This window comes from Faecalimonas hominis (genome assembly GCF_054660755.1).
The window spans coordinates 1-12,505 of sequence record NZ_BAAHSH010000070.1; the positions used below are offsets into that span (position 1 = coordinate 1).

The 12,505-nt window shown below is 38.2% G+C and carries 15 protein-coding genes and 2 pseudogenes; 3 read left to right on the top strand and 14 right to left on the bottom strand.

Annotated features, from left to right (window positions below; all coding sequences use genetic code 11):
- Positions 1–180, top strand: a pseudogene (locus ACYQ35_RS11085) (transposase); the annotation flags it as partial.
- A complete protein-coding gene (locus tag ACYQ35_RS11090; RefSeq protein WP_459833553.1) occupies positions 177–536 on the top strand; it encodes an IS3 family transposase in 360 nt (119 codons plus the stop codon). The pseudogene ACYQ35_RS11085 and the gene ACYQ35_RS11090, both read left to right, overlap by 4 nt.
- A 111-nt stretch (positions 537–647) precedes the next feature.
- Here ACYQ35_RS11090 and ACYQ35_RS11095 read toward each other — a convergent pair whose 3' ends face one another.
- The 9 genes from ACYQ35_RS11095 to ACYQ35_RS11135 all read right to left on the bottom strand — a co-directional run bounded on the left by ACYQ35_RS11095 (position 648) and on the right by ACYQ35_RS11135 (position 8,856).
- Positions 648–2,222 carry a recombinase family protein gene (locus ACYQ35_RS11095; RefSeq protein WP_055182396.1) on the bottom strand — a complete coding sequence of 525 codons (1,575 nt, stop codon included), beginning with the start codon at positions 2,220–2,222 and terminating at the stop codon, positions 648–650.
- Positions 2,213–3,913 (bottom strand): recombinase family protein, encoded by a 1,701-nt coding sequence (locus ACYQ35_RS11100; protein ID WP_055182399.1) that lies wholly within the window; start codon positions 3,911–3,913, stop codon positions 2,213–2,215. Before ACYQ35_RS11100 ends, ACYQ35_RS11095 begins: the two co-directional genes overlap by 10 nt.
- Positions 3,914–5,611, bottom strand: a complete 1,698-nt coding sequence (locus ACYQ35_RS11105) for a recombinase family protein (RefSeq protein ID WP_055182401.1) — start codon at positions 5,609–5,611, stop codon at positions 3,914–3,916.
- Positions 5,612–5,750: 139 nt separating this feature from the next.
- The gene (locus ACYQ35_RS11110; RefSeq protein WP_005344286.1) at positions 5,751–5,999 is read right to left on the bottom strand and encodes a DUF6870 family protein; all 249 of its coding nucleotides are present in this window, start codon (positions 5,997–5,999) and stop codon (positions 5,751–5,753) included.
- The gene (locus ACYQ35_RS11115; protein ID WP_055182403.1) at positions 5,980–6,360 is read right to left on the bottom strand and encodes a type II toxin-antitoxin system PemK/MazF family toxin; all 381 of its coding nucleotides are present in this window, start codon (positions 6,358–6,360) and stop codon (positions 5,980–5,982) included. Before ACYQ35_RS11115 ends, ACYQ35_RS11110 begins: the two co-directional genes overlap by 20 nt.
- A gap of 574 nt (positions 6,361–6,934) precedes the next feature.
- Positions 6,935–7,408 (bottom strand): sigma factor-like helix-turn-helix DNA-binding protein, encoded by a 474-nt coding sequence (locus tag ACYQ35_RS11120; protein WP_181992154.1) that lies wholly within the window; start codon positions 7,406–7,408, stop codon positions 6,935–6,937.
- Between the two features lie 326 nt (positions 7,409–7,734).
- Positions 7,735–8,166, bottom strand: a complete 432-nt coding sequence (locus ACYQ35_RS11125; RefSeq protein ID WP_055182408.1) for a hypothetical protein — start codon at positions 8,164–8,166, stop codon at positions 7,735–7,737.
- A gap of 7 nt (positions 8,167–8,173) precedes the next feature.
- Positions 8,174–8,386, bottom strand: a complete 213-nt coding sequence (locus ACYQ35_RS11130; RefSeq protein ID WP_055182410.1) for a sporulation initiation factor Spo0A C-terminal domain-containing protein — start codon at positions 8,384–8,386, stop codon at positions 8,174–8,176.
- 152 nt (positions 8,387–8,538) lie between these two features.
- Positions 8,539–8,856, bottom strand: coding sequence for a helix-turn-helix domain-containing protein (locus tag ACYQ35_RS11135; protein ID WP_117457281.1), 318 nt, complete (start codon positions 8,854–8,856; stop codon positions 8,539–8,541).
- A gap of 179 nt (positions 8,857–9,035) precedes the next feature.
- Here ACYQ35_RS11135 and ACYQ35_RS11140 point away from each other — a divergent pair.
- Positions 9,036–9,241, top strand: a pseudogene (locus ACYQ35_RS11140) (DUF6219 family protein).
- Between the two features lie 76 nt (positions 9,242–9,317).
- Here the strand turns inward: ACYQ35_RS11140 and ACYQ35_RS11145 are convergent.
- The 5 genes from ACYQ35_RS11145 to dinB form a co-directional block, all read right to left on the bottom strand.
- A complete protein-coding gene (locus ACYQ35_RS11145; protein WP_118037140.1) occupies positions 9,318–9,689 on the bottom strand; it encodes a hypothetical protein in 372 nt (123 codons plus the stop codon).
- A 9-nt stretch (positions 9,690–9,698) separates the two neighbouring features.
- Positions 9,699–10,271 carry an ArpU family phage packaging/lysis transcriptional regulator gene (locus tag ACYQ35_RS11150; RefSeq protein WP_118037135.1) on the bottom strand — a complete coding sequence of 191 codons (573 nt, stop codon included), beginning with the start codon at positions 10,269–10,271 and terminating at the stop codon, positions 9,699–9,701.
- Positions 10,272–10,521: 250 nt separating this feature from the next.
- The gene (locus tag ACYQ35_RS11155) at positions 10,522–10,761 is read right to left on the bottom strand and encodes a hypothetical protein (protein WP_005344271.1); all 240 of its coding nucleotides are present in this window, start codon (positions 10,759–10,761) and stop codon (positions 10,522–10,524) included.
- Positions 10,762–10,773: 12 nt separating this feature from the next.
- A complete protein-coding gene (locus ACYQ35_RS11160) occupies positions 10,774–10,986 on the bottom strand; it encodes a LexA family protein (protein ID WP_459833574.1) in 213 nt (70 codons plus the stop codon).
- Between the two features lie 14 nt (positions 10,987–11,000).
- Entirely contained in the window at positions 11,001–12,248 is a 1,248-nt protein-coding gene (gene dinB, locus ACYQ35_RS11165) for a DNA polymerase IV (protein WP_370809849.1), read from the bottom strand.
- Between the last annotated feature and the right edge of the window lie 257 nt (positions 12,249–12,505).

The window sequence follows — 12,505 nt, forward strand, 5'->3', positions numbered from 1 at the left end:
CAGCAGACTTTATCACGCTGGCAGAAAGAACTGCGTGAAACAGGTGATATTGAAAGCCGAGGTTCCGGTAACTATGCTTCTGATGAAGCAAAAGAAATCGCACGATTAAAACGAGAATTACGAGATGCACAGGATGCCCTTGAAGTATTAAAAAAAGCAATCAACATTCTGGGAAAATGACGGAAGCCATTTATCTCGAAGTTACGGAGATGGCAGAAACTGCCCATAAGGCAAAACGCCGGGTTTCTGTCTCCGGAATGTTGAAACATCTTGGCGTTTCTCGTTCTGGTTATCATGCGTGGCTAAAACGTGTTCCTTCTAATACAGAAAAAAGACGTGAAGCCGTAAAAGCTAAAATCAAGGATATATATGATGAATCTAAACAGAATTATGGTGCCCCTAAAATTACCAGGGAATTGCGTAAATCAGGAGAAATCATCTCCGAACGTACTGTTGGTAAGTATATGAAGCAAATGGGCATAAGATTTATTGATGCGTATAGTATGGGAACTGAAATCCAGATCTGCCGGTGTTAAGGCCAAAAGCTCTGCTTTTGTCAATATAAGTCTAAAAAAAATTTGCTTTTAATTCGCAAAAAGCACCACTGTTTTCATCCAGTGATGCTCCTGCGAACAATCTTATTCCGTTTATGCTTTTTCTTCTTTGTAGAAAATGTCATCCATCTTCCAGCTTATCTCCATACGACCTGGTTCATAAATAAAGACTTTCTCAATAATCTTTGACAGCTGTATTTTGTCAAAATCCTGCAATGCTGCAATCTCATTTACTTCCATTTCTTTTTCTGTTGCTTCATCACATTTTTTCTTCGCTGTAGCAATCTCATTCTCCAATTCTGCTATCTGCAAAGTGATTTCTGAAATACGGGAAGTCGTTTTTTCCAGTTCTTCCATATACCCTTCCTTGTCCAACACTTCTGAACGATAATCAGAATACAGTTTCATTTTTCTTGACGAGAGTCGCTTTTTTTCACTTTCCAGTGTTGCGATATTTTCTTCTTTCAAAATTGTTTTATGCCATTCACTTTTCTTTTTCTCAAGATTTTCCGAAATGAGTTGTGCCATATTTCTGGCTGCATCCAGTACTGTTTCTTCTGCTTCTTTCCTGTCCATTTTACTTTCCACACACCCACTAAGACCGCTGATATGTGCCTGCATACAGCGATACCCAGTCTCTCTGCTGGTAAAACCAAGTCTTCTTCCACAGGTCGGACAAAAGAAAATAGGGCAGGCTACTCCTCTTTTTGTAAGAACTCTTTTCTGGTTAGTAAATGCTTTTTCATTTGCTTTCTGGAATAATTCATCGGATATAATTGGTTCATGTGCATTTTCTACAACAATCCACTCTTCTTTATCATTGGAAACCAATTTATTGCTTCCTGTTCTTGCCACTCTCTTTTTATTCCAAATAATTTTCCCAAGATACACTTCATTTTTGAGCATATCTGAGATTGTTGTGACTGACCAGAGTTTCTTTTCTTTTTCGTTTTCTCTGTGCATTTTTATACCTTTTCTGCACATATACTCCCGGCATGTAAGCACATGGGTTTCGTTCAGATATTTTGCTATCTGTCCTTTTGTTTTCCCATCTGCCGCCATTGTGAATATCAGTTTCACTATTTCAGCCGCTTCTGGGTCTATAACCAGATGATGCTTATCTTCTGGATCTTTAATATATCCATATTTGGGAAAAGCCGGCATATATTCACCGTTTTTAGCATGTGTTTTCATAGCAGAACGAACTTTTCTGGACAAATCTCTGCTGTACATTGCATTCAGCATATTTTTTAACGCTACGCTCATTCCTCCAGTAAAACCAGAGGAATTGATACTGTCAAAGCCATCGTTAATTGAGATAATTCGAATACCAAGGACTGGCAGGATTTTTTCCAGATAATTCCCCACTTCCAGATAATCTCTTCCAAATCTTGAAAAGTCCTTTATAACAATACTTTTTATACGTCCTGTTTTTGCATCTTCCATCATCCTCTGAAAGCCAGGACGGTTAAAGTTTGTACCACTGTACCCATCGTCTACATATTCAACTACTGGACAGTTAGTAAATTCGTCCTGTTTTTTGATAAATTCGTTTATCAGCATTCTCTGTGCACTGACACTGTTACTTTCGGCTTTTATACTGCCATCTACATCATTATCCTCCGACGAAAGTCTGATATAAACAGCGATACATTCTGTTACTGGCATAACTCAGCCTCCCGTTCTTTTGCATATTTTCTTAATTCTTCCAACATATCATCATACACCAAACGTACCGTAATAGAACCGCTTTCATGTATTTCGATTTTTTCTACAAAAGCATTGACCATTTCCTTTGTCAGCGTTCTCGTATTGCGGTATTTATTGATCAATGTTTCCCATTCTTCCTCTGTGTGAAAATTTTTTTCATATCCAACCTGATGCTTTAATAAAATTTCCATGTTATTCTGGATCTCTTTTTCTGTTTCCGCATCCTGCTTTGAAAATGTTTCATACTGCTCTGCATCAATAATACGGCACACATAATCCTCAAACAATCTTTCCCGGTGTACTGCCACTTTTTCCAGTTCTTTCCGGCATTTCTTGATTTCCCTGTTAAACACATCATATTTTTTAATGCTTTCCTGTCTTTGATTCAACCGCCGAATCAAATCTACATTTTCAACATATACATTGATATGTGCACGTATCACACGCAGTACATAATCATTCACTTCCAAATCAGTGATAGAATGTGGCGTACACTTCCCGTGGAGCTTATTATTTCCACAGTAAAACCTACGATGATTGCCTTTTGTTTTCCCATATAAATACATGGTTTTTCCACAGTCTGCACATACAATTTTCTGCTTGAAAAAGTTGAAGTCTCTTACATTATTGCCATTTGATTTACGAGCTTCATTAACCCGCTTTACGATATGACCAATCTTTTCCTGTACCTCATCAAAATCCTTTCTGCTCACAAGTGCCTCATGGGTATTTTTGATAATGATCCATTCTTCTTTCTGATTCATTTTCTGTCTCTGTGCAGCCCAGGAATCATTGGTAAACTGATTATGCACACTATCACCGGCATAATATTGATTCTCAAGGATTTTGTGGACTGTTCCTCCACTCCATGTCCATGCCGCTGACTTTTCATTTGCTTTTCCTGCTTTATCCAGCTTGTAGGCTTTCGGGCAGAGATACCCATCCGCATTTAATTTCCGGGCAATCTCAGCATAAGTCATTCCATCAATAAAATACTGAAATATCTTTTTCACCACTGGTGCTGCTACTGGATCTGGAATCAGCTGATGAGGATTATCCTTGTCTTTTTCATAACCATAAGCCATCTGACCGGAAGGAAATTCGCCATTTGCCCAGCTCGTCCGGTATGAACTTCTTATTTTCTTTGCCAAATCTCTGGAATAAAACTCATTATACACGTTTGACATGCTGATCAGCAGACTTATGTCATCTCTGAACGAATCATAATGATCATTCACCGAAATAAAACGCACATTAAAGAATGGGAACACTCTTTCAATATAGCTTCCCGCCTCTACATAATTTCTTCCAAGCCTAGAAAGATCTTTAACAATAACACAGTCAATATTTCCCTCTTTGATGTCCTGCATCATCTCATTAAAACCATCTCTCTCAAAATTAGTTCCGGTTTTAGATATATCATAATATTCCTTTGCAACCACGATATCTTTCTGTTCTTTTACGAAATTATGAAGCAAAACCATCTGCGTTTCTATCGTATTTCTTTCTCTGTTCTTTTCACTCTCATAAGAAAGCCTTGCATAAAGGGCTGCATGTGAAACTTTTTCACACTGGTTTTCAGCTTCTGTAACCAAATTTTCTTTATTTCCAACATTCACATAATCTACTTTTCTTGATTTTCGAGCCATTTATACGACCTCCCTCTTTTGAATTTCTATTCTTCCGTCCATACCTGTGCTGACATCACATCCCACCGACTGTATCTGCCGTAACAGGGATTGATAACAGTCATCAAAATTAAATCTGACTTCAATATGTTTTTTGTCATATACCAATATCTGGTCAATCAGTTCAACAGCAACAGTTCTTGTAAGTTCTTGTATATTCTGATGCTCGGCAAAATAATCCAGCCAATGATATTTATCACTTTTTGATTCCAGAACTTCACTGATCTGTTGATCAATGCTTCGGACTGCTTCCTCGGCTTTTTTCCGTTTTTCTGTGTACCCGTCATGAAGCTCTTTATAATCTTCTTTTGAAATGATTCCTTCACGGAAATCCTCATATAGATAATCTCTTAACTCCCGGCATCGCACGGCTTCTTTTTCTTTTGCTTCTTTTCTAATTTCCAGTTCTTTTATATCCAATTCTTGAAATGGTACTTCATGGATAAAATCCATGATTTTTTTCATATCAAGGATATTTTCAATATGGATTTTTACCAGTTCCAATACTGTTTCTTCTAGTTTACCCATTGGTATTCTGTGTGCTGCACACGCTTTCGTAGCCGCATGTCTGGAACAGATATAGTAAGCATATACCTTTCCTCCTGCCGGAACATCCCGTTTGATCATCATTGCCCCACAGTCTCCACAAACCACAAGTCCAGATAATGGATATACCTTTTCCTCGTTCGGAGAAGTCCTTGTATCTATCCCTAATAATCTCTGCACCAGTGCAAATTCTCGTTCTGATACGATAGCCTTATGGTTTTTTTCAATTCTAACCCAATCTGTCTCCGGCTTTTTCATCAATTTTTTTACTTTATGGTTTGGTGTTGTTCTTTTTCCCTGCACCAGAGTTCCAGTGTATACTTCATTTTCAAGGATTCTTTTTACCGACATGGCGCTCCATTCTGCCTGTTCGTGTGTTTTAAAATTATCCTGAATCCTTATTCCAAGACTGTGCTTGTATTCCATTGGTGAAAGAACACCCTGTTTGTTCAATGCATTGGCAATTGCTGTCTGGCTCATACCTGATAATTTCATGCGGTAAATTTCTTTGACGATACCTGCCGCATATACATCTATCACCAGTTTGTTTTTATTATCTGAATCTTTCTGGTATCCATACGGTGTAAACGCTCCAATATATTCCCCATTTTTTCTCTTTACTTCCAGGTGGCTTCTTATTTTGATAGAAATGTCACGGCAATATGCATCGTTAATGAGATTCTTGAAGGGAATTACGATTTCGTCTGCCTGACTTTTCCCTTCCAGGCTGTCATAATGATCATTGACCGCAATAAACCGCACGCCAAGTGCCGGAAATAATCTTTCGATATATTTTCCGGCATCAATATACTCACGTCCAAAACGGGAAAGGTCTTTTACAACGACACAATCCACAATTCCTTTTTTGATATCTTCCAGCATCATCTGAAATGCAGGACGTTCAAAATTAGAACCGCTGTAACCGTCATCCACCCGTTCTGATACAACAACTATATCCTTTTTATCTTTTAGGAAATTTTTTATCAGATCTTTCTGATTTGAGATACTGTTGCTTTCACGCTTTCCAGCAGTAGCAACATCGCCATCTTCTTTCGATAAACGAACATAAATGGCTGCATGATAGATTTTCTTTGAATTGTTAATTTGATTCATCTTCATCCTCCTTAGTTTTACCTTTCCATCAACATTGGTAAAACCCAGAGGGTGAGTCGATTTTGTCCTGATATGAATGAGGAGTCCTGAATTCCTCGTTTCCATATTAACATAACTCTTCAGATTTTACCATCACTTTTTATACAGAAAGCAAAAGTTCCTCAAATGCATCTTCAAAAGATACTCCATTGTTTGCAAACCTTATTTTCACTTTTACATTTCCTATACAGACAAGATAGGGATTTCCCACCTGTCTGAGATATTGAGCTATTCTTTTTTCCTTCGTCTGATTCCGGTCAATCCTTATTTTTCGGATATCCTTCAATTCCTTCAGATCCACATCATCAAAATCCGTTTCCAGATAGTTTCTATATTCTTCCGCAGTCATGCCCTTCTCCTTCCATTCCCATCTGAATCCGTACTGCTTTCAGTACCCGATCCAGGCTCCACTTATTTACTCTTCCGCATTTCTCAATAATACATTTTGTAGAAATGCTCATAACCTGTTCAGCCAATGCCAGGCTTCCTTTTCGGATCCCTATCATATCGTATTTACTGATAAATACATGTGTTGGTAAATACCGCTTCTTATATATTCTTGACGTCAGCGGAACTACTGTAATGACTGAACTGTATGTATTAGCTTTGTTGTTACTTACTACGATCACCGGTCTTACTCCACCCTGAACCGAAGTTGTCGGGAACATACCGAGATCCGCCCATAAGATATCTCCTCTTCGAATCGTCACTTGTCATCTCTCCAATCTTTTTTTATTTGTAAAGCATTCATAGCGCTATATTGGCTCCACAGGAATACGGCAGAGTTCCTTTCCAAGACGGAAAGCTCTGCCGCATAACCTCTATAGCCAATTTGATTATTAAACAGTGCTCGCTCGATTCTATTTATCCTCGATACCCCGAATCGTTACTCCTACATCTGCAGGAAGGGAATAATAACCTGTCCGGATGCTACACTCCGGACCACAACCAAAAAACTCTCGTTTCCAGGCTCCAGCAGTTCATAGGTTTACCAGTTACAGACTTCTCAGGGTCTGCAAGTGTATCGCATCTCACACATGTCATCGCATCACCAGTCTGCCGACTGGCTTTGGTCAGTGCTTTTTCGCAGCATTATTAGCTCTAAAAAGGTTTTTACGTCTTATAATCCTATAGCGGCATCTTCCTCGTGCTCACTGTATGAAATGTCACGTCAGTTATTATTGGATATTCAGTTATCATGGTTCATTTTAGGAAGTCCTTTAACTTCCTCTAATTACTAAAGTCAAATGACTTTGGCAGATGCAAAAGATTTTGAAAAATTTTTTAAAAAAATTTATTCATATACATTTCACGCATCTTATTAAGAGTGGATTTCAGCTTGTATGACAGCATCTGTCTGGAAATCCCCATAATTTCCGCCATCTGTGTCTGTGTCTTGTTTTCAAAGAAAATGCCATAAATAATCATGCGTTCCTCTGAGTTCAGTTGATAGATCACTGTGTGAATATCCTGCTGTTCCATTTTTGTCAGTACACAGTGCTCCACATCACAGTTCAGATCTGGAAAATCCTCAATCATGAAGCCTTCTCCATCAATAGACTGACCGCTGTAAGGTACTTCTCTCAGCATCTTATCCACAACCTCACCCAGTTCATTCTTAATCTCAACTTTTTTTGCCTTGCTGCTTCTGTAAAAATTATTCATCGCATACGCAACTTCTTTTGTAATCTCGATCATTTCTCCATCAATATTTGCGTAATACTTTCCTTCGTAAAAATATGGGTGTTCAATATACATATCCGTTCCTCCTGAATTTGAAATCTTGTTGCTCGTTTCAAATCCAGAAGGCGGACCTCTGTTTAGGATCATGCCTGCTCCGCCTTTATCCTGCCGGGATACGCCCGCAGTTATTGGCTGAGAAATTCAGGCACGAAAAAAAGCCCCAGTAGTTTTTTCTTAACTACTGAGGCTTTCGTCTCTTTCTTGTATTCAGTTATCTATGCCTTCTTTCATCAGCATAATCATTGTATCAGGATAAAGTTCACAAAGTATCCGCAATATATTCCCATAAGTTCATATCATTATTGGAATCGTACATATTTCAGTATAAAAAGTTCACCGTGTTATTCTTCTGCTTCTTTTCCATCTATATATAGTTGAAATTTATCAGGATTATTGACTACATCATAGTCCTTTCCGTATTCTACAGGTCTATATTCGGCTGTCATTACCGATTCCCCATCTTCAATATCCTCTTTCCATAAATAGATGTTCATATCAAGGCTCGTCGCATATCCCCTGTCTGTGGAGAATTTTGTCGAATAAAATGAATCATCCTTGTACATCTGCAAAAGTTCTCTTGCAAAAGCTTCTTTATCCCCGATATGTCCCCGGTTAGCCACCACTGTAATATTTTCATCTCGATTTACGGAAAATGTTCCAACTACATCCGGTTCGCCTTCCTTATGACCAGATTCAGATTTCCCATAAATACTTCCTGCAGCAATTATCAAGATCACTGCTCCTGTTATCACTGCAATTATCTTTTTCTTCATATTTTCATTAATTTCCTTTAAATTGTTTTACTGCGTAATTGACTACTTCTTCCGGTGTAGGTCTGTCTCCTTTAAGTGTCATTTTCTTCCATTCTTCCTGCACAGCCGGATCGGGATTATCAAATCCTGCATCTATGGCTATCTGCATTTCTCTGCGTACCTCTTCTGGTGTTGTGTTGTACTTTTCTGCAATCTTCTCATAAATAGTTTTCTCTCTCATTCATTTTCCTCCAATATACAGGTAGAATTATATCTTGTTCTATAGAACTAATTTAGCATATTTCTATTGTCATGAAAAGACACTTTACAACTTAAAGCTGGATAAAGGGGCAAAAAAAAGAAGAGCTACTTGCTCTTCCTAGTTTTGTCATATTATTCTTCCAATAATGTATGGATTACTTTGATAATTTTTTTCTGCTCTTTGATCGGAAGTTTTTCTATTTTCTCTGCCAGCTCATTGGTAACACCTGTAACTGAATGTGCCACAACATCAATCAAAAGAGTATCTGCAGAAACATCTAATGCATTTGCAATTGCAACAAAGGTATCCAATTTTGTAACTTTCAAGCCTCTCTCTATTACACTCACATGCGTCGGACTTAAATTTACTAATGCAGCCAGTTCCTCTTGCGTGAGATTTTTTGCTTCTCGTGCTGATTTGATTCGCTGTCCTACTGCTTTCAAATCCATCGTAACACCTCCTCCAGAACGAATAATCGTTCTGAATTTAGTATACTTGTGAATATCTTAAATATACAGAATCGCAAAACCAAGTTCTAATTCTACAGAACTATATTCAAAGTTTTTCTTTGCATTTTCGTAAAAAAGCGTTATGATTGAATCAGTTAAATCAAAGGAGGTATCAAATCATGAAATCACATAAATACTGGTCCTTAGGCGCACTTTTCTGTATGTTGGGATGCATTTATTCTGGAATCAAAAATCTATGACTGCACATAAATACTTTGCCTATTCTTCATTGCTTTGTATGGGCATGTCCATTTATTCCGGTCACAAACTGGTTTCTCCAAAGAAGAAAAAAATCACTGAATCAAATAATAGTGAGAATAGTTAAATAAAAAATTGATCTTTATTCATCAAAGACAAAGTTGCTGGAGAATATTCTTTCTCTCCAGCAACTTTCTTTATCTTTAAGCCATTGAAACACAATACTGTCCAATCAGCTTCGTCCAACTATTATATTTATTCTTTTCACACACCTTTCGGCAAATTTCATTTTCCATCAATACACAGAACATCTTATCATAATCAAATGCCCAGACAGCACCTTTCACATGGTTTTCCACTGCATTCTGATCTATGCTTTTCAAACGACTAATCATTTTTTCAATTTCTGCATTTTCCAAGTTACCAATATTTTTACAGATGAATCGAAAGAAATTCAACGTTGCATATTCGTCATGCCAATGGAACTCTTCTGGATTGTTTTTAATTTTACTGGCTCGCTGCTGTTCTTCGATTATCTGATCAGCTATACCTTTCATCGAATCTTCGTATCTCATATTACTCACCTACTCTTCCTCAACGCCCAGTGACGGTTTAAATCTTTTATCCTTTGCCTGCGGTACCACGATCTCATAAAAGTAAAACCCTAAATATCCAAGTGCCTGCTTCTTCATTTTATAAAATGAAGTCCTACCTATACCTAACTCCTGCTGTACTTCCACATCTGTCTTATTATAATGACTACAAAAACAGGAATGAAGGATCTCACTGAGCATCACACCATTCGGTGCATAAAACTTCACCAGTGTCATTCCGCGATAGATCATATCTGACAAACCGTAAATGATCATCAGGTTATTCATTTCCCGGTGCATCTTCGGCACATTCAGCTGATTACTATAAATGCTCAGATAACTTAACGCATATGCCATATCTTCATTGATCTTCTCCTGGCACTCCATATCTAGTTCTTCTAACACAATCTGATTTTCTAAAATCAATTTCTGATAGCTTGTCATCAGTTCTTTAATATCAGTATAATGTCTTTCGATTGTAACTTCCAGATAATCCTGTGCATAGCTTGCCATCTGGAAGGTAATTTCTTTCATTGATTTAATTGCATAATCTCTGTCTGTCATCAGTTTCAAAATCTCCTTATCATCATCACACTAACTGGCGGTCTTTCAGACCAGTTCGCTTTCCCCATGATTTTGATGGGAAGCAATTACTTACTATAACTTGCAGAAGCGGATATCCAAAAGGCATTGTGGGAGCTGCCTTTGCTGACCGGAATCCCTCTTCTTATGTAAAACCTGCAGGAATATAAAGGGAAAGTGACTATCCCTGCCGGTTAATAATCCAAATAATATCGTCTATACCAATCTCTCCTTATGCTGTTTTTCTCTCCATAAACCATTTATCCACTTCGTAAAACAAGTGGCTTTCCTGCCCCTGTATCATACAGGTGTACATCATTCCTACACCGCCTGCCTTTCTGCTGGCGCATCGCTCGATTTTCAAAATTCTGTCAATGCTATACTTTCTTCCATCCTCCCATGTAAAAAATATGGGAACCAGCTGTCCGTCTTTACGAAACTCTGCTACTACATCTACATATACTTTGTTCATGCCGACACCTCACTATAAAATCTCAATTGCTCTTGGCGATACCGGGATTCTGCGGATATATCCATTTAACTCCAACTGCTTGATTCTGGAAAATGCTGATGATGTTGATTTCACCCCGATCAATTTTCCAAATTCCCGTACTGTCGGCGGATATCCATGCTCCTTCGTATAATCCAAAATACACTGATAACTTTCTTTCTGTTTTCTGGTTAATGCTTTTTTCAAATCTATCCCTCCAATTACCCATGAAAATAACTGTGTGGATGGATCGTGTGCGTACCAGCGTCTAAGTGGGATAAGACTTTATCCTGATACATTGCCGCTCGCTGTATACTGAAATAACCAAACCGTCGTCTGATCTCATCTACAGTACGATCCAGCTTCTCTAACTTTTCCTTTTTCTCCTGATTTCCAAATAAATCCAACTGCACGGGAATATCATCTAACACAAGATCCGCAGCTCGGATTCCCAGGCTTCTAATGGGATATTCCCATTTGTAATTATCTTTAAATAGCTGAAATGCTGCAGTTACAATCTCGTTTGTAATATTCGTTGGCTGTCGTAAATGTATCTGTCTGGAAAAACTATACAATCCATTATCTCGAACTGTAATTTCTACTGTTTTGCATTTAAATCCATGTTTCCGCAATCGTGCAGCTACACTTTCTGCCAATGCTATTTGAATGATCCAGACATCCAGATCATTTTCCAGATCTCTCGGTGTTGTAGTGCTATTACCTATCGACTTTACTGGTGCTTCATATCCTTCCTTGCAAACCGGATCTTCATCCCAGCCATTTGCGAAAGCCCATAATACATTTCCTATTTTTCCAAAATGACTCTCTAACAACTTTTCGTCTGATTCCGCAAGTTGCCCGATTGTCCGGATCCCAAATTTTTGCAATTTCTTATTTGTCTGTCTTCCGACATAAAGCAAATCTGACGCTGGAAGCTGCCATATCCTGTCTTTATAATTTTCTCGATTAAACTCTGTGATTGCATCCGGCTTTTTATAATCTGAACCAAGTTTCGCATAAATCTTATTCCAGGAAATTCCAATACTCACTGTTACTCCAAGTTCGTATTTAATCCGATGGCTGATTTCTCTTGCAATCGTCATTCCGCTTCCTTTCAGATTTCTGCTGTCCGATACATCCAGCCAAGCTTCATCAATTCCATATGGCTCGATCTTGTCCGTATACTCCGAATAGATTTCTCTTGCCATCTGTGAAAATCTCAAATACAAATCCATCCGTGGTGGTACAAATATGATTTCCGGACAAATCTGTTTTGCCTGCCATAATGCCATTCCGGTCTTTACACCTTTTTGCTTTGCAATGTAATTTGCTGTCAGCACAATCCCATGTCTGGCTTCCGGATCGCCACCGACTGCCAGCGGCATTCCGGCAAATTCCGGATGATGCAGCATTTCTACACTGGCATAAAAACAGTTCATATCACTATGCAGGATCACACGCTCACTCAAACTTTTTACCTCCCAGCTGTTTCCTTCAACATGATGTCTTATCAATTTTTGCCTCAATTGTAAACCGAATTTCCATACCTAATCCGTCTACATGTTGGTTTATGTGTTACAAATCTATATAAAGGAAAAGTATAGTTTTTCCTTTACAAACATTTTTCGGAGCCAGTTTCATCCTGGTTCCTTTTTTGTTAATCTTCTTGTTAATGGCGGCATAGAAAGGAGCCGACATGGCAAAATTTTTATCTTTAGAAGACAGA

What these genes read in the sequence shown, in the direction of transcription:
- ACYQ35_RS11145 (WP_118037140.1), bottom strand. Translation starts at nt 9,689, where the DNA reads ATGAGATACGAAGATTCGATGAAAGGTATAGCTGATCAGATAATCGAA.
- ACYQ35_RS11125 (WP_055182408.1), bottom strand. Translation starts at nt 8,166, where the DNA reads ATGAAGAAAAAGATAATTGCAGTGATAACAGGAGCAGTGATCTTGATA.
- ACYQ35_RS11135 (WP_117457281.1), bottom strand. Translation starts at nt 8,856, where the DNA reads ATGGATTTGAAAGCAGTAGGACAGCGAATCAAATCAGCACGAGAAGCA.
- ACYQ35_RS11150 (WP_118037135.1), bottom strand. Translation starts at nt 10,271, where the DNA reads ATGACAGACAGAGATTATGCAATTAAATCAATGAAAGAAATTACCTTC.
- ACYQ35_RS11090 (WP_459833553.1), top strand. Translation starts at nt 177, where the DNA reads ATGACGGAAGCCATTTATCTCGAAGTTACGGAGATGGCAGAAACTGCC.
- ACYQ35_RS11155 (WP_005344271.1), bottom strand. Translation starts at nt 10,761, where the DNA reads ATGAACAAAGTATATGTAGATGTAGTAGCAGAGTTTCGTAAAGACGGA.
- ACYQ35_RS11120 (WP_181992154.1), bottom strand. Translation starts at nt 7,408, where the DNA reads ATGTATATTGAACACCCATATTTTTACGAAGGAAAGTATTACGCAAAT.
- ACYQ35_RS11105 (WP_055182401.1), bottom strand. Translation starts at nt 5,611, where the DNA reads ATGAATCAAATTAACAATTCAAAGAAAATCTATCATGCAGCCATTTAT.
- ACYQ35_RS11095 (WP_055182396.1), bottom strand. Translation starts at nt 2,222, where the DNA reads ATGCCAGTAACAGAATGTATCGCTGTTTATATCAGACTTTCGTCGGAG.
- ACYQ35_RS11110 (WP_005344286.1), bottom strand. Translation starts at nt 5,999, where the DNA reads ATGACTGCGGAAGAATATAGAAACTATCTGGAAACGGATTTTGATGAT.
- ACYQ35_RS11130 (WP_055182410.1), bottom strand. Translation starts at nt 8,386, where the DNA reads ATGAGAGAGAAAACTATTTATGAGAAGATTGCAGAAAAGTACAACACA.
- ACYQ35_RS11100 (WP_055182399.1), bottom strand. Translation starts at nt 3,913, where the DNA reads ATGGCTCGAAAATCAAGAAAAGTAGATTATGTGAATGTTGGAAATAAA.